The organism is Massilia sp. S19_KUP03_FR1, assembly GCF_036688685.1.
In the GTDB taxonomy this organism is placed as follows: domain Bacteria; phylum Pseudomonadota; class Gammaproteobacteria; order Burkholderiales; family Burkholderiaceae_D; genus JALYUM01.
This window is the reverse complement of sequence record NZ_JAQQPS010000026.1, coordinates 1-16,163: the sequence shown is the minus strand read 5'-3', so window position 1 is coordinate 16,163 and position 16,163 is coordinate 1. Positions and strand designations below refer to the sequence as shown.

The following is a 16,163-nucleotide window of genomic DNA, read 5'->3' as shown; positions in this document are numbered from 1 at the left end:
AAACAATAGTAATGAATTAGTTAGATGGTAGTTCGAATTCGCCGACGCGCACGATTTTGAGCGCGTTGGTGCCACCGGCCTGCCCCATCGGCGAGCCCCAGGTCACCACGATCATGTCACCCTTTTGTACGACCCCTTTACTCTCCAGCAGTTCCTCGGCTGCGCGCAATACTGCGTGGCTGCCGCCGTCCTGCTGCAAATAGTAAGCCTGCACATTGCGGTACAGCGACGCCTTGCGCTGCGTGGTGCGCGACGGCGTCAGGGCGAAGATCGGCGTATCGATACTGTGCCGGCTCATCCACAAGGCGGTCGAGCCGGACTCGGTCAGCGCCACGATCGCCTTGACGCGCAAATGGTGGGCGGTGAACAGGGTGCCGTAGGCAATTGACTGGTCGATGCGGGTGAACTGCACATTCAAAAAGTCGGCGTCGAGCTTGTTGTATTCGGACTGCTCGGCTTCGGCGCAAATGGCCGCCATCATCTCGACCGTTTCAATCGGGTAACGGCCGGAGGCGGTTTCGGCCGACGTCATGACGGCATCGGTGCCATCTAGCACGGCGTTGGCCACATCGGACACTTCGGCGCGCGTCGGCACGGCGTTGACGATCATCGACTCCATCATCTGGGTGGCCGTGATGGCGAGCTTGTTCGAATTGCGCGCCATGCGGATCATGCGTTTTTGCAGCGCCGGCACGGCCGCGTTGCCCACTTCCACCGCCAGGTCGCCGCGCGCGACCATGATGCCGTCGGAGGCGTCGAGGATTTCCTGGAGCACCGGAATGGCCTCGGCACGCTCGATCTTGGCGATCATCATCGGCTTGTGGTGATATGCCTCACCCGCGATATTGGCCAGTTGACGTGCCATTTCCATATCAGTGGCGCTTTTTGGGAAGGAAATGGCGAGATAGTCGGCCTGAAAACTCATGGCCGTCTTGATGTCTTCCATATCTTTGGCCGTCAGCGCCGGCGCGGTCAGGCCGCCACCCTGGCGGTTGATGCCCTTGTTGTTCGACAACTCTCCGCCCACTTTGACGGTGGTGAAAATTTCGTGGCCGACGATGCGGTCGACCACCAGCACGATCAGGCCGTCGTTGAGCAACAGGCGGTCGTGCGGGCGCACGTCACGCGGCAGCGCTTTGTAGTCGAGGCCGACGCGTTCCTGGTTGCCCAGTTCGCCGTTGTCGCCCCACTTGGCATCCAGGATGAAAGTTTCGCCATTGTTCAGGTAAATCTTGCCATCTTCGAACTTGCCGACGCGGATCTTGGGACCCTGCATGTCGGCCATGATCGCCACTTCCTTGCCACACTCGGCGGCCGCGCGGCGCACCAGGGTGGCGCGGTCGATATGGTCCTGGGCCTTGCCGTGCGAAAAATTCAGGCGCACGACATCGACGCCGGCGCGGATCATCCGCACTAAGGTGTCGAAATCGGACGATGCCGGGCCGATGGTTGCAACGATCTTGGTGCCACGGTACATAAATAATCCTTGGAATAAAAAGCGCAGCCCGGTTGGCTGCGCTGGATTTTATTTATTAAAACGCTGCTGCAGGATCTCCACTGCAGGCAACGTTTTGCCTTCCAAAAACTCGAGGAAGGCGCCGCCTCCCGTCGAGATATAGCCGATTTTATCGGTAATGTCGTATTTTGCAATCGCGGCGAGCGTGTCGCCGCCGCCGGCGATCGAGAAGGCTTTGGCGTCGGCAATGGCGTGCGCCAGTGTCTTGGTGCCATTGGCAAACTGCTCGAATTCGAACACGCCAACCGGGCCGTTCCAGACGATGGTGCCGGCCTCGCCGATCTGCGCGGCCAGCGTGGCGGCCGTTTGCGGGCCGATGTCGAGGATCATGTCGTCGTCTTCGACGTCGGCGACGGCCTTCACGGTGGCGCCCGCCGAGGCAGAAAATTCTTTCGCGCACACCACGTCGACGGGAATCGGCACCGTGGCGCCGCGCGCGGCCATCATGTCGATGATGGCTTTCGCTTCAACGACGAGGTCGGCTTCGACCAGCGACTTGCCGACGTTCAGGCCGACCGCTTTCATGAAAGTGTTGGCAATGCCGCCGCCGACGATCAGGTTGTCGACTTTATCGGCCAGCGCTTTCAGGATCGACAGTTTGGACGAGACTTTCGAGCCGGCGACAATGGCCAGCAGCGGCCGCGCCGGCGCGCCCAGCGCGCGGCCCAAAGCGTCGAGTTCGGCAGACAGCAAGGGGCCGGCGCACGCGATCGGGGCGAATTTGGCGATGCCGTAGGTGGTCGCTTCGGCGCGGTGGGCGGTGCCGAAGGCATCGTTGACGTAGACGTCGCACAGCTTGGCCATTTTTTGCGCCAGCGCGTCGTCGTTTTTCTTTTCGCCGACGTTCACCCGGCAGTTTTCCAGCAGCACCACCTGGCCCGGGGCGACATCGACGCCGTCGACCCAGTTCTGCTTCAGTTCGACCGGCTGACCGAGCAATTCGGCCAGCCGCACGGCCACCGGCGCCAGCGTATCGGCCGGCTTGAACGCGCCCTCGGTCGGGCGGCCCAGGTGCGAGGTCACCATGACGGCAGCGCCGGCAGCGAGCGCGGCGCGAATGGCCGGCACCGAAGCGCGGATGCGCGTGTCTTCGGTAATATTGCCAGCATCGTCTTGCGGCACATTCAGGTCGGCGCGAATGAACACGCGCTTGCCCTGCAGCGCATTGGTATCGATGAGGTCTTGCAAGCGGGTGAAATTGCGCACAGCATCCATGGCGGGTCGTTGGTTGAAGATTGAAAGAACGTTATTCTACATTAGGCAACGGCGCCAAAAACATGAAAGACACGCAACAGTGTAAAGGCCGCCATGCCCACCACGATGGTTTGCAACATGCTGCGCCGCCACAGGTAAAACAGCAGCGCCGCCAGGCCCGCCAGCAAGCGCGGATTGGCCGCCGTCAACTGCAATGTCTGCCCGCCGGCGAATGCCAGGTCGGGGCCGACGATGGCTGCCAGCGCGCAGGCCGGCGCATAACGCAGCACCTCGAGCATGCGCGGCGGAATCGTCACTTTGTGCCCCACCATCCAGAACGTGCTGCGCGTCAGGGCCGTGGACAAGGCCAGCAGGCCGATCACGGCCCAGATTTCCCATTCAGCCATGACGTTGGCTCCAGCGCAGCTGCGTTTCTTCCACCGCCATGGCGCTGAGCATACCCAGCAACACGGCCAGCAACAGGCCCAGCTTATAAGGCAGGCCGTGCGCGGCGATGGCCACGGCGCCGGCTACCAGCACGCCGCACAGCGCGGCCCGGTTGACCACCAGCGGTATCATCACGCACAAAATTGCCAGCGTTCCGGCAAAGCCCAGCCCCCAGGCCGCCGGCACGGCGCTGCCGAGAAAGATACCGGCCAGCGAGCCGATCTGCCACGCGCACCAGTTCGGGATCATCAAGCCCTGCATGTAAGAAAACTTGCCGGGCGCCGGCGCGTAGTCGGGATAGCGCTGCAAGAACAGCGCGACCGACATGTCCCCCGATATATAACCATATAGAAGGCGCCGCGGCCACGGCAGGTGCATGAAATGGGGCGCCAGCAGGGCCGAAAAGATCACGAAGCGCAAGTTGACCACCAGCGCCGTGGCGAAAATCACCCACACCGGCGCGGCGGCGGCAATGAGCGGCAACGCCGCCAGCTGGGACGAGCCGCCAAACACCAGCAAGGTCATGCCGCAAGCCTGGGCCAGCGTCAGGCCACTTTTGACCATGGCCACGCCCACCACCATGCCCCAGGCGCCGATGCCGAATAGTGTCGGCAGTCCGGCAGTAAAGCCGGCGCGCAGGGCGACCGGGTCATGGCGCTCCAGCGCCATATTGAAAGAAGGTCGATCTGTCATGGAAGTGGCAACTCGGTATGCAAAAAATAATGGATGAACGAAAAAACGACAATGTGTGACTATTTGTCAAAAGTAATTTCCCATTGGAAATATAACCACGCATAATCACGCCAAATACGGTGCGTATTGACGCTCGGGCAGTTGATGCGCTGGAATTCCCTCTTAAGATTGGTTTGTTGATATGTTGAAGCACGCTTTGCGCTGGCCGTCGGCCGTCCTGTTCACACTGCTCGCTGCCGCCCTCCCGGCTGGCGCGACACCCGGCGTCACGGCCAACACGATTGTACTGGGCCAGTCGGCGGCTCTGACCGGGCCCTCCGCCCAACTCGGCATTGAAATGCGCGACGGGGCGCAGGCCTGGTTCGATCATATCAACAGCAAAGGCGGCGTGGCAGGCCGCAAGATCGTCCTGAAGACCCTCGACGATGGTTACGATGCGGCGCAGGCGGTCAAGAACACCCAGCAACTGGTTCATAACGATAACGTCTTCGCGCTGTTCGGCTATGTCGGCCAGGCCACATCGACGGCCTCGATGCGCTCGGTGGAGAAGGAAGACGTGCCGTTTTTTGCGCCATTGGCAGGGGGCGAATCGTTGCACGGGCAATTCCGGCCGAACGTTTTTAATATCCGCGCCGGCAATGTACTCGAGATGGAAAAGATCATCGAGAACCTGAAAGGCATGGGCGCCAAGAAAATCGCCGCTGTGTATTACAACGACGCCCCCGGCAAAGCCATTTTCGACGTGTTCGAGCGCACGCTGAAAACGCACAACCTGGCGTTGCTGGGCTCGGCCACCGTCGAGCGCAACAGCACCGACGTGAGCGCCGCGGTCGCCAAGCTGCGGCCCTTGCAGGCGACCGCCGTGTTGATCATCACGGCCTATCCGGCCAGCGCCGCCTTTATTCGCGGCATGCGCAAGGACGCCATCTCGGTGCCTTTTTTCTGGAACCTGTCGTTTACCGGCAGCCAGGGCCTGGCCAGTGCGCTTGGCAAAGATGCGGCCGGCGTCATGATTTCCCAGGTCATGCCGTCGCCATGGAATAAGAATATGGCGCTGAACAAGGAGTACACCAAGCTTTACCTGAACAAACCGGGCAGCGCGCCGGGTTTCAGCAGCCTGGAAGGATTTATTGCCGCCAAAGCATTCGTGAAAGGGCTGGAACGCGCCGGCAAGAATTTGACGCGGGCCAGTTTCCGCGAAGGGGTCGAAGGGCTCAACGGCACCGACCTGGGCGGATTCACGCTCAAATTCAGCCCCACCAACCACGAGGCGTCCAGTTATGTGGAGCTGACCGTGATCCGCAACGATGGCACCTTCCTGTATTGACAAGCCTGGCAAGCGGCTTGCGTGCGCGTGGCGGCTCAACAACATGGTGGCCGCGCAGCCGCGTACAGTGCGCTGAAACATTAAAAGATCGTTATCGTTTGGAGGAAAACGCCACACCGTCGGCCAAATATATTACTGCCTAGAAATAAATCCGTGGATAATTGCATCAGCACATGACTTTGCCTGCTTGTGTATTTTTTCGCGTCTTCTTTTCAAATGATAGGGTTGTGATATGAGCAAGCATGCTTCGCGCTGGCCTTCGGCAGTATTGTTCACTTTGATGGCTGCGCTGGCAGCGGCCATACCGGCCCGCGCGGCCGTGCCTGGGGTCACGCCGACCACCGTCACCATTGGCCAGTCATCTGCCCTGTCGGGTCCGGCGGCCAAATTGGGCGCCGAGATGCGCGACGGTGCCCTGGCGTATTTCGACTACGTCAACAGCAAGGGCGGCGTCAACGGCCGCAAAATTGTCCTGAAAAGCCTGGACGATGGCTATGAGCCGGACCGCGCCGCCGCCAATACCAAGCAACTGATCGACAAAGACAATGTGTTCGCGCTGTTCGGCTATGTCGGCACGCCGACGTCAAATGCCGCCCTGCCGCTGGTCGCCAAGGAAAACCTGCCGTTTTTTGCGCCGCTGACGGGCGCCCAATCGCTGCGCGCGCCGTTCCAGCCGAACGTTTTCAATATTCGCGCCGGCTATGTGCGCGAAATGGAAAAAATTGTCGAGAACCTGGAAGGCATGGGCATGAAGCAAGTTGCCGTGTTTTACCAGGATGACGCCTACGGCCAGGCCGGCCTGGATGCGGTGCAAATGGCCCTGAAAAAGCACAGACTCACCGTCATGGGCACCGTGACCATCGAGCGCAACAGCGTCAACGTGGCTGCCGCCGTGACCAAGATGCGCGCCATGAACCCGCCGGCCATCATCATCGTCACACCGTACGCGGCCAGCGCGGCGTTCATTCAGGCCATGCGCAAGGATGCCACCTCGCTGCCCTATTTCTGGAACATTTCGTTCGTGGGCAGCCAGTCGCTGGCCGAAGCGCTCGGCAAAGGCGCGCCCGGCGTGATGATTTCGCAGGTCATGCCGTCGCCCTGGAATGACAAGCTGGCGCTGATCAGGGAATACAAAAAACTGTACATGGTGAAACCGGGCCGCCAGCCTGGCTTTGTCAGCCTGGAAGGCTTTATTGCCGCCAAAGCGTTCGTGGAAGGCCTGGAAAATGCCGGCAACAACCTGACGCGCGCCAGTTTCAACAAAGGCGTCGAAAGCATGGGGCATTTCGACCTGGGCGGCTTTGTGCTCAAGTTCAGCCCATCGAACCATAATGCGTCCGATTATGTCGAGCTGACGGTGATTCGCAATGACGGCACTTTTATGTACTAATGCATGTCGTGAATCCGCTAAAATCTGTCTTTGCTTAATTTAGCCAGACGGAGAAACGCATGAATGACAAAATGATGGCGGTAGTGGAACTGGAAGCGAAAGACCTGCCGGCCCATTGCCCGAACCCGGCCATGCCACTGTGGTCCAGCCACCCGCGTGTGTTCCTCGACTTCGCCGCCCATGGCGAAGCGCGCTGCCCGTACTGCGGCACCCGCTATGCACTCAAGGCGGGCACCGTCGTCGGTCATCATTAAGTTTTAATGGGGATCGACTACCAGCCTCCCCTGTGGCTGCCTGGCGGCCACCTGCAAACCGTCTACCCCGCCACAGTCGCGCGCACACCACGCGTGCGCTACCGGCGCGAGCGCTGGGAGGTGCACGCACAGGACGATTTCATCGATGTCGATTTCGTCGACGGCCAGCCCGGCCAGCCCTTCGTGGTGCTGTTTCACGGCCTGGAAGGTGGTTCAGACAGCCACTACGCGCGCGCCCTGATGGCGACACTGGCCGCGCGCGGCTGGTCCGGCGCGGTGCCGCACTTTCGCGGCTGCTCGGGCGAACCGAACCGCGCACCCCGTTTTTATCATTCCGGCGACGCCGCCGAGATCGACTGGATCGTGCGCCGTCTGCGGCCGCGCGCGAGCGGCGACTTTTTCGCCGCCGGCGTCTCGCTGGGCGGCAACGCCTTGCTGCGCTGGCTGGGCGAATGGCAGCACGGCGCCGGCATCGTCGACGCTGCCTGCGCCATTTCCGCCCCACTCGACCTGGCGCGCGGCGGCGCCGCCCTCGGCACCGGCTTCAACATGCTCTACACGCGCATGTTCCTGCAAACCCTGAAACCGAAGTGCCTGGCCAAGCTGGACCAGTTTCCCGGCCTGTTCGACCGCGACGCCCTGCTGCAAGCGCGCGACCTGTACGCGTTCGATAACATCGTCACCGCGCCCCTGCACGGCTACCGCGACACCGACGACTACTGGCACCGCGCCAGCGCCCGCCACGTGCTGCACGACATCACGGTGCCGACCCTGGTGCTCAACGCGCGCAACGATCCATTTTTGCCGGGCCAACATTTACCGACCAGTGCGTCGGCCGCGGTCACGCTCGACTACCCGGCCCAGGGCGGCCACGTGGGCTTCAGCGCGGATGGTACGAATACGTGGCTGGCGCGGCGAATACTGGCGTTTTTCGACCAGCATGTGCACGCGCGTGCGACAGCGTCGGCGCAAACCTGCGAAGCTGCGCCTCATGGATGACATCGTAAAACAGGCAATGGCCAAATGGCCCGACGTGCCGCACTGCTACGGCTGGCTGGCACTCGACGCGCGCGGCGGCTGGCGCATGCGCGACGAACATGCGCAACAGGCAAACCTTCCGGGCGACCGGCTGGGCAATGCCGCCCTGCTCGCTTTTATCAACCGCAATTACGCCGCCGACGCGCGCGGCTGCTGGTATTTCCAGAATGGTCCGCAGCGCGTGTACGTGAACCTGGAAACGACGCCGTACGTGGCGCGCACCGATCCGGCCCAGGGGCTGGTGCTGCAGACAGGCGAAGCGCTCGGGCACATCGACAAAGCGTACATGACGGCAGCCGGTGCGCTGATCGTGCAAGCCGGCGGCAAGCTGGCGCAGGTCGATGACCGGGACGTGGCGCAATTGCTTGCCACCATGGAGAGGAACGGCGCGGCGGTCGATGATGACGCGTTGCTGGCGTGGCTGGAAGCCGGATCAGGCACCGTGTCGCTGCGTTTGCACGACGCGCGCGTCGACGTGGAGCGGCTGCCAGACGGCGACCTGGGCGCACGCTTCGGCTTTGTCGCCAACCCACACGCCTAGTTCTCTTTCTTTTCCTTCTTTTCTTCTTTCTGGCGCGCCTGCAATTCGCGTTCGCGCGCATCGATCACGGCCTGGTCGTAAAACGACACATCTTTCGATTTGCGGGCAAAATTCAACTGGTCGACGGCGGCCGGCAGCGCGCCCGTGAGCACATACGATTCGGCCAGCGCCATGTGCTGCAGCGCCAGTTTGCCCTGCGCCGCATAGGTTTTGGCAAGCTGGTCATACAGTTTCGGCTCTTCGCGGTATTGCTGCACCTGCTCGCGCAGGAACACGGCGGCCTCCTCGAGCTTGCCGGCCGTAATCAATGCCTCGGCGTACTGGCGCGCGATGCTGCGCGAGAGTGGATAGCGCTGGTGCGCCGCATCGGCATCCTTGACCGTTTGCTGCACGATGGCCGCCGATTGTCCCGGCGCCAGATCGATTTCGAGGGCCAGGCCGGCAAACATGGCGCCGCCGTCGGACGTGCTCTGGCCGGTAGAAAATACGGGGCCTTCGCGCGGCTTCATGGTCGTGCGCGCTTTGGCGAGCCAGCTGCGCGCCTTGGTCACATCGCCCTGCTTGAGCGACAGGAAGGCCATGCCGTATTGTCCGGCGGCTTGCTGCTGGCGGCTTTGCATGCCGAGCTGGGTTTCGAAGGCGGTGCGGGCGTCGATGCGGCCCTGCGCGGTTTCGTCCTGCAGGACGCGGGCGCGCGAGCGGACCAGGAAAAACTCGAGGCTGTCGACGCGCTGGCGGTACGGCATTTCGCGGATGCGCGCCTGGATATCGGCAATGCGCTCGCCCGTCAGCGGGTGGCTGCTGAGAAACGCCGGCAGCTCGGTGTACGAGCGCGACGCCGTTTGCAGGCGCTTGAAAAACGCCACCATCCCCGAGGTATCGTAACCGGCCGCGCCCATGATCTCGAAGCCGACGCGGTCGGCCTCGCGTTCTGCGTTGCGGGTAAAACTGAGCTGGCGCTGCACGGCCAGCCCCTGCCCGCCCATCAGCACGCCGATGGCGGCATCGCCCCCCAGTTTCGACGCCAACGCCGCCAGGATCAATGACGCCAGCGGCAGCAGCACATCCTGTTTCTGCTGGCCCAGCATGCGCGCGATGTGGCGCTGGCTGACGTGGCCAATTTCATGCGACAGCACCGACGCCAGTTCCGATTCCGTCTGCGCGGCAATCAACAGCGCCGAATGGACGGCGATGAACCCGCCAGGCAAGGCAAACGCGTTGAGTATCGGATCGCGCACCGCAAAAAAGTAAAAATCGGCATTCGTTTCGCCGCGCGCATTCGGCACCGAATTGACCAGGCCCGCGCCGAAGCTGTTCAGGTAGTCGAGGATCGGGTCATCGTCGAGGAAATCGCGGTCGCGCCGGATGTCGCGCATGATCTCCTCACCCAGCTTGCGCTCGATAATCGGCGACAGGTCTTCGCGCACCGGGTCGCCCAGCGTCGGCAGGCGCGAATTGTCGGGCAATTGTTTCAGCGGCACGGGCGCCGCCTGCACGGGAGCGGTGGCGACGGAAGTGGCGAGGCACAGTGTCAGCAGAAGGCGGCCCCAGCGGCGCGGGACAGAGTCTTGGGTCATTTTCACGGTGCTATCATACCCGTATCCGGGGCCGTTTTGCCCCCCAGCCCAGCCAGTGATTTTTCTCCATGTCCACATCCCCATCCGACCACCTGACCCATTTCGACAGCACCGGCCAGGCCCACATGGTCGACGTCACCGCCAAGACCGAAACCCACCGCATTGCAGTTGCCGCCGGCACCATCCGGATGAAGCCGGAAACCTTGCAGCTGGTGCTGTCCGGTACCGCAAAGAAAGGCGACGTGCTGGGCATTGCGCGCATCGCGGCCATCATGGCCTCCAAGCGCACCAGCGACCTGATTCCGCTATGCCATCCGCTGGCACTGACGCGCGTCGCCGTCGATTTCGAGACGGATGCCGCGACGTCCAGTGTGCACTGCCGCGCGCAGGTGGAGACCGTCGGCAAGACCGGCGTCGAGATGGAGGCGTTGACGGCCGTGCAAGTTGGCTTGCTGACGATTTACGATATGTGCAAGGCGGTGGATCGGGGCATGGTGATGACCAATGTGCGGGTGCTGGAAAAGCATGGCGGCAAGTCGGGGGGCTGGTCAGCCGAACTCTGATCAGATCCCGAACACCTTCATTACCGCATCCGTCAGGCCTTCAAGGCCGCGCGAAAAAAAACCGCCAGTCTTGCCGAAGCGCGGGGTTTCGTCGTAGACGTAGTAGCCGTTTGCGCCATCGAATTTATCCTGCAACAGCGGCGTTTTGTTTTGGTAATACGGCCAGAACGTTTCACTGCGCACGGTGGCGTAGTGCAGGTGCGATGAAAAACCCAGGGTCGCAAACTGGCTGATGACGCGGCCCTGCCCTGCCGGCTCGACCCGCACGCCGCGCGTCCCTTTCACGATCAGTGTCACCGGGCCGCGGAAAATCAGATAGCGTAGCTGCAAGGTCAGCCAGGCATGGGCGCTGAACAGGCGCCAGCGTCGGGTGATTTTCAGCGGTGTCGCGGATGGATAGATGACGCCGACCAGGCCGTGCGGCTGAAAAACCATTGCCGCACCCAGTGGGATGGTCACCAGGGTGAGTTCGCTGACGGCGTCGACATCCGAGGACACGACCACGGGATCGACACGGCTGCTGGTGCGCAAGCGGGTCAGCATCACCATGCCGGAAATGATGCTGGTCCACAGGCACGACCAGTCCAGTACCGGCTTGGTGTCCTTGCGAGCGCCTGTCGAGACACTCTGCAGATAGCCGGGCAAGATCAAGAGTTCTTCGCCGGGTTCGAGATGGATATTCTGAGAGACAGCAGACGCGCTGGCCTGCACACTCTGCACTGCCGGCGCCGCTTCAAGCTGAATCGGTTTGCGCCGCGCAGCCAGTGGCGCGAGCACGAAATAAAACAGCAGCTTGATGAACAAGTGGGCGACGATAGACGACAGCAGGACAGCCAGAGCGAGAGGCAGAACGTGGATAACAGGGCTGACGTAGCGGGCCACCCAGTTTGTGCTGACGGCAGTGCGCGCTTGGGCGAGGCGGTCGGCCATGTCCTTGGTGACGGCGTCTAGCGCTTGCTGGTCGACTGCAAAGGTCGGGCGCTGCGGCAGCGCGCTGAAGTGGTCGACCGCCCTTTTTTGAATTTCATAATTGGCAAGGGCACTATCGTAATTTTTCTTCGCCTGAGTGACCTGCCTTTGGACGCGCTCCAATTTTTCGCCGAACATTGGTGCGATTAAAATGAACTCACGGGCAAATTCAGGTGCGATTTTGTCACGATTATTCTGAAGCAGCAGCAATACTTCGAGTGCTTGATTGGACTTGATGGCGAGTTTTCTGCGCTCTCGATAGGCATTCTCCCGACCCGAGACGGCAATAAGGTATGCGCGGAATTTTTGAAGATATTCCAGCTCAAGCGTCGCAAACTTCACAGCAAGTCTGTTTTTGTAATGCGCCTGCATTTTCTCAAGTGCCTCCGCTGGCCCGAGTATCAGGAGCGTAGAACGCGCAACTTCGGTCTCAGTGCCCTGCTGTCGCAATGTCGCGTCCGCTATGAGCTTGTCGATTTCGGGGATCGAATATTTCTGCGCCTGCACCATTTTCGCCTGCAAAAGGGCGGTGGTGTTCTCCCTGTATTTCGCCAGGCTCGCGGTTGCAGTGCTTAGCGTCTGCAAGTCACCACTCGACGACCGAAGCACGCGTCCCTCGTCGAGCAGGAAACGCCCGCCGACCAGTACGACTGCAATAGCCAGCAAGGATAAAAGCGTGCGAAAAACAAATCGGACTAGGGACGTGAGGGCAGATTGCAAAATAGTAAACTTATCAAAAAAAAGTTGTCTTATTAGAACATAGTTACTTTGCACTGCTTGATCTATTTCTGTATCGCTTCCCATGGTAAATTGCTGCCCTTGCATGCGGCGACCGGCCCGTGCTTCTGTATGTACGAGCTCATGAGGATCGAATGAAATTACGTTTGCTGATGTTGGGAACGGCGCTGGTCGCCAGTGGTGCGATCGCGAGGGCTGACACCTTGCGCGGCTTTACCGTGGAAGATATGGTCAGTATGGAACGCGTCGGCAGCCCGGCCGTGTCGCCGGACGCCACGCGCGTCGTCTACACCGTGCGCGACACCGACCTGGCCAAGAACCGCGGCCATACCGAATTGTGGATGGTCGACTTGCGCGCAGCCAAACCGGTGCCGCAGCGCCTGACCAGCAATGCCGCCAGCAGCAGCGATCCGGAATGGTCCGCCAGCGGCGATGCGGTGTATTTCCTGTCCAGCCGCTCCGGCTCGTCGCAGGTGTGGCGTCTGCCCATCAATGGCGGCGAAGCGACGCGCGTGACCGATCTGGCCCTCGACGTCGATAATTTCCGCGTTGCACCCAACGGCGAACGGATTGCCCTCTCCATGGCCGTGTTCCGCGATTGCCCTGACCTGGCTTGCACCAAAACCCGCCTCGAGAAACCGGCGCAGGACAAGACCTCTGGCAAAGTCTATGACCGCCTGTTCGTGCGCCACTGGGATACCTGGTCCGACGGCCGCAACGCGGTGCTGTTCTCGGCGCCGCTTGATAGCAACGGCCGCGTCAGCACGGCACCGGTCAGCCTGTCCGGTTCGCTCGACGGCGATGTGCCATCCAAACCGTTCGGCGACCGTGAAGAATATCGCTTCAGCCCGGACGGCAAGACCATCGTGTTTTCGGTGCGCATCGCCGGCAAGACCGAAGCCTGGTCGACCAATTTCGATTTATTCAGCGTGCCGGCCGCCGGCGGCGCCGCGCCGCGCAACCTGACGCCCGACAATCCGGCCTGGGATGCCAAGGCAAGTTACTCGCCGGATGGCCGCACCATCGCTTACCTGGCCATGGCCCGGCCCGGCTTTGAAGCGGACCGCTACCAGATCATGTTGATGGACGTGGCCAGCGGCGCGAAGCGCAAGCTGGCGCAGGACTGGGACCGCTCGCCGGGCAGCATCGCCTGGTCGGCCGACGGCAAGACCATCGTGGCCGACGCCGAAGATGTGGGCAACCACCGCTTGTTCGCCATCGACGCCGCCAACGGCAAAGTACGCGCGTTGACCGACCAGGGCGCCATCGGCGGCTTTGACGTGCGCCGCGATACGGTCGTGTATGCACTGTCGAACCTGCAATCGGGCGCGCAATTGTTCAGCCAAAAACTGGCCGGTGGCAAGCCTGTGCAATTGACGCAGCAAAACGTCGACAAGCTGAAAGACGTGAAGTTCGGCGAATTCGAACAGTTTTCGTTCGCCGGCGCGAATGGCGACACTGTGCACGGCTACGTGATGAAACCGTGGAATGCGACGCCAGGCGCGAAGTATCCGATCGCTTTCCTGGTCCACGGCGGCCCGCAAGGCAGTTTCGGCAATGGCTGGAGTTACCGCTGGAATCCGCAAGTGTACGCGGGTGCAGGTTATGCGACCGTGTTCATCGATTTCCACGGCTCGACCGGATACGGCCAGAAATTTACCGACAGCATCAGCGGCGACTGGGGCGGCAAGCCATTGGAAGATCTGCAGAAAGGCCTGGCAGCGGCCGTAGCGAAATATTCCTGGCTGGACCGCGAGCGCAGCTGCGCGCTGGGTGCGTCGTACGGCGGCTACATGATGAACTGGATCGAGGGCAACTGGCCAGACGGTTTCAAGTGCATCGTCAACCATGATGGCGTATTCGATACGCGCGGCATGGCGTACTCCTCGGAAGAGCAGTGGTTCACCGACTGGGAAAGCGGCGGCCCCTACTATGCTGTGCCAGAGAACCACGAGCGCTTTAACCCGGTCAACTTCGTGACCAAATGGAAGACGCCGATGCTGGTCGTGCAAGGCGACCTGGACTTCCGCATCCCGACAGCGCAGGCGCTGGGGACGTTCACGGCACTGCAACGGCGCGGCATCGAAAGCAAGTTGCTGGTGTTCCCGGACGAGAACCACTGGGTGCTGAAACCTGGTAATTCGCTGCTGTGGCACCACACGGTGCTGGGCTGGCTGAACCAGCATTTGAAGCCATAGTGGCGTTGCACTGAACCAGGGCCCGCCTCGCACGCGGGCTTTTTTTGTGCTTGAGCGCAATGGCGCAAGTCAAAACGCGGTCAACGTACGAGCCGTTCTTAGAGGCAAGGCATCAGACTGTATGAAACCTAGAAAAATCCGGCTAGCCACATGCGGGACCACTGTGTCGCAGGATTTACGGCCAATTCTGCCGGCGTAAGCGTGTCACCCCGCGCGCGCGCAGGGATATCCGGCCAAGCCGACCACAGCAATCCGTAGCATCCGGCAACCAGCAGCGCAATAAAAATGGCACGCGCAAGCGACGACGGAACCGGTGCGACGCGCTCCACGCCACCAATTTGCAGGCGAACCCACGCACACGCGAATCCAAGCACGAGTACGATAGCGAGCTGGCTCTGCGGCATGACGATCACGCCCGACAGCAGCCCATCGGCGAATATTGCTGTACAGGTGACCAGCAGGCAGGCGAACGTACTCTGGTTCACCAGATCCGAATCGGCAACGCGCGCGCCGGTGCGTAGGAGGGTTCGCGCCGCGAAAGCGATGGTGCCCAATGCGCACAGCAACGCCGGGATGCCCCATTCCGCCGCAATTTGCAATATCCAGTTGTGCGGGTGTGCCCCCGCATACAGCTTGGCGCCCTCATGAGCAAAATGTTGCGGACCCACACCGAGCCACGGGTGTGCGGCAATCAGATCCAATGCGAGTTTCCACAACAGAAGGCGGTCAGAAGCCGGATTGGCCACCGTCCGTGCCACAACATTCGACAGCGAGCCGACAGGCTGCAGGCCGAACAGCAGAGGCAGGAGGAGAAATATCACCGCATACAGGACAATGCCGGCGAGCGCTGTTTTTGTCATCATTGCCAGAACCGGGCGTGCGTGCGCGCGGCGCAACCCGAAGGCGATGGCGCAGCCGACGGCCAGCGCCAGCACGCTGGCGCGCGCTTCTGTCACGAACAAGATTGCCCACCAAAAAGCTGCCAACACGAACCATGCTTTGCGCCAGCGGTCCGTCATCGGCACCGTCACGCACAACAGGATAATCAGCGGCATGAGCGCAGTCTGCGTGTGGTTGAGGAACCGGTAATTGGAAAATCCAACCGACAACACGAAGCCGTCAGGTTGAAATCCGCTGGCAAGGGCCATCAAATAGACAACCATGACCAGCAAGGAATACAGGGCGCAGGTGATGCCTATCCATCGAAGAACGCCATGCAGACGTTTGCTGTTTCCGGCCAGCTCGTCCGCAATGGCAAACACCAGAAGCAGTAACAGCAACAGAGTCGACCATTCATTGACAGCGTGACGCAAGGATAGCGCAGTCGCGACCGATGCCAGCCCCAGTGCCACGAAGGCCAGTAAGGGAATGCCGACCGATATCGGTACTGCGGGCATCTTGCCTCTGGCAATGCGCACGAGCGCGATCATCGCAATCACGCACAGCGCCACGATTTCGATGCAGCGCTGTTGGTCATGTCCGTAGGCGATCAGGAAATTGGCAGCAAGCGCGCACAGCACGGTCAGCGTGATGAAAGAACCATCGCCGGGGAACGCGAGATGTGATCGTGGCAAAACAAGGTGCGGGGAAGAAGGCATGGCGGATCGCGGAAGTTGGTACTGAATACAAAAAAGCCGCCCTAGGGCGGCTTTCGATATTACTACAGAGTATTACGAACCGAAGGTGTTCTTCTCGAAGGCGGCTTTTACAGCGGCGTT

14 protein-coding genes are annotated in these 16,163 nt (G+C 61.2%); 7 read left to right on the top strand and 7 right to left on the bottom strand.

Going from position 1 to position 16,163, the window contains the following annotated elements; all coding sequences use genetic code 11:
- Positions 1 to 16: 16 nt before the first annotated feature.
- The 4 genes from pyk to V6M87_RS23265 are packed head-to-tail and all read right to left on the bottom strand — an operon-like array spanning position 17 to position 3,850.
- Positions 17 to 1,477: a pyruvate kinase gene (gene pyk, locus V6M87_RS23280; protein WP_332879058.1), complete on the bottom strand. Its 1,461-nt coding sequence runs from the start codon at positions 1,475 to 1,477 to the stop codon at positions 17 to 19.
- Between the two features lie 48 nt (positions 1,478 to 1,525).
- Positions 1,526 to 2,731 (bottom strand): phosphoglycerate kinase, encoded by a 1,206-nt coding sequence (locus V6M87_RS23275; RefSeq protein WP_332879057.1) that lies wholly within the window; start codon positions 2,729 to 2,731, stop codon positions 1,526 to 1,528.
- Between the two features lie 41 nt (positions 2,732 to 2,772).
- Positions 2,773 to 3,117, bottom strand: a complete 345-nt coding sequence (locus V6M87_RS23270) for an AzlD domain-containing protein (RefSeq protein ID WP_332879056.1) — start codon at positions 3,115 to 3,117, stop codon at positions 2,773 to 2,775.
- Complete coding sequence (locus tag V6M87_RS23265; RefSeq protein WP_332879055.1) at positions 3,110 to 3,850, bottom strand: AzlC family ABC transporter permease; 741 nt, start codon at positions 3,848 to 3,850, stop codon at positions 3,110 to 3,112. Before V6M87_RS23265 ends, V6M87_RS23270 begins: the two co-directional genes overlap by 8 nt.
- 181 nt (positions 3,851 to 4,031) lie before the next feature.
- On the opposite strand from V6M87_RS23265, the gene V6M87_RS23260 reads away from it, so the two are divergent.
- From V6M87_RS23260 to V6M87_RS23240, 5 genes are all read left to right on the top strand, one after another.
- Positions 4,032 to 5,177 carry an ABC transporter substrate-binding protein gene (locus V6M87_RS23260; protein WP_332879054.1) on the top strand — a complete coding sequence of 382 codons (1,146 nt, stop codon included), beginning with the start codon at positions 4,032 to 4,034 and terminating at the stop codon, positions 5,175 to 5,177.
- Between the two features lie 232 nt (positions 5,178 to 5,409).
- A complete protein-coding gene (locus V6M87_RS23255; RefSeq protein ID WP_332879053.1) occupies positions 5,410 to 6,567 on the top strand; it encodes an ABC transporter substrate-binding protein in 1,158 nt (385 codons plus the stop codon).
- 59 nt (positions 6,568 to 6,626) lie between these two features.
- Positions 6,627 to 6,821: a zinc-finger domain-containing protein gene (locus tag V6M87_RS23250; protein ID WP_332879052.1), complete on the top strand. Its 195-nt coding sequence runs from the start codon at positions 6,627 to 6,629 to the stop codon at positions 6,819 to 6,821.
- Between the two features lie 6 nt (positions 6,822 to 6,827).
- Positions 6,828 to 7,820 carry a YheT family hydrolase gene (locus V6M87_RS23245; protein ID WP_442920634.1) on the top strand — a complete coding sequence of 331 codons (993 nt, stop codon included), beginning with the start codon at positions 6,828 to 6,830 and terminating at the stop codon, positions 7,818 to 7,820.
- Positions 7,813 to 8,400, top strand: coding sequence for a DUF2946 family protein (locus V6M87_RS23240; protein WP_332879051.1), 588 nt, complete (start codon positions 7,813 to 7,815; stop codon positions 8,398 to 8,400). The genes V6M87_RS23245 and V6M87_RS23240 overlap by 8 nt, the downstream gene beginning before the upstream one ends.
- Here the strand turns inward: V6M87_RS23240 and V6M87_RS23235 are convergent.
- On the bottom strand, positions 8,397 to 9,977 hold the full coding sequence (locus V6M87_RS23235; RefSeq protein WP_332879050.1) for a M48 family metalloprotease: 1,581 nt from the start codon (positions 9,975 to 9,977) through the stop codon (positions 8,397 to 8,399). The genes V6M87_RS23240 and V6M87_RS23235 overlap by 4 nt on opposite strands.
- A gap of 68 nt (positions 9,978 to 10,045) precedes the next feature.
- Between V6M87_RS23235 and moaC the strand changes: the two genes are divergently transcribed.
- The gene (moaC, locus tag V6M87_RS23230; RefSeq protein ID WP_332879049.1) at positions 10,046 to 10,540 is read left to right on the top strand and encodes a cyclic pyranopterin monophosphate synthase MoaC; all 495 of its coding nucleotides are present in this window, start codon (positions 10,046 to 10,048) and stop codon (positions 10,538 to 10,540) included.
- On the opposite strand, the gene V6M87_RS23225 is transcribed toward moaC, so the two are convergent.
- Positions 10,541 to 12,313 carry a hypothetical protein gene (locus tag V6M87_RS23225; RefSeq protein ID WP_332879048.1) on the bottom strand — a complete coding sequence of 591 codons (1,773 nt, stop codon included), beginning with the start codon at positions 12,311 to 12,313 and terminating at the stop codon, positions 10,541 to 10,543.
- A 68-nt stretch (positions 12,314 to 12,381) separates the two neighbouring features.
- Between V6M87_RS23225 and V6M87_RS23220 the strand changes: the two genes are divergently transcribed.
- Positions 12,382 to 14,445 carry a S9 family peptidase gene (locus V6M87_RS23220; RefSeq protein WP_332879047.1) on the top strand — a complete coding sequence of 688 codons (2,064 nt, stop codon included), beginning with the start codon at positions 12,382 to 12,384 and terminating at the stop codon, positions 14,443 to 14,445.
- A gap of 128 nt (positions 14,446 to 14,573) precedes the next feature.
- Here the strand turns inward: V6M87_RS23220 and V6M87_RS23215 are convergent, their stop codons facing one another.
- A complete protein-coding gene (locus V6M87_RS23215) occupies positions 14,574 to 16,043 on the bottom strand; it encodes an O-antigen ligase family protein (RefSeq protein WP_332879046.1) in 1,470 nt (489 codons plus the stop codon).
- Positions 16,044 to 16,163: the final 120 nt, after the last annotated feature.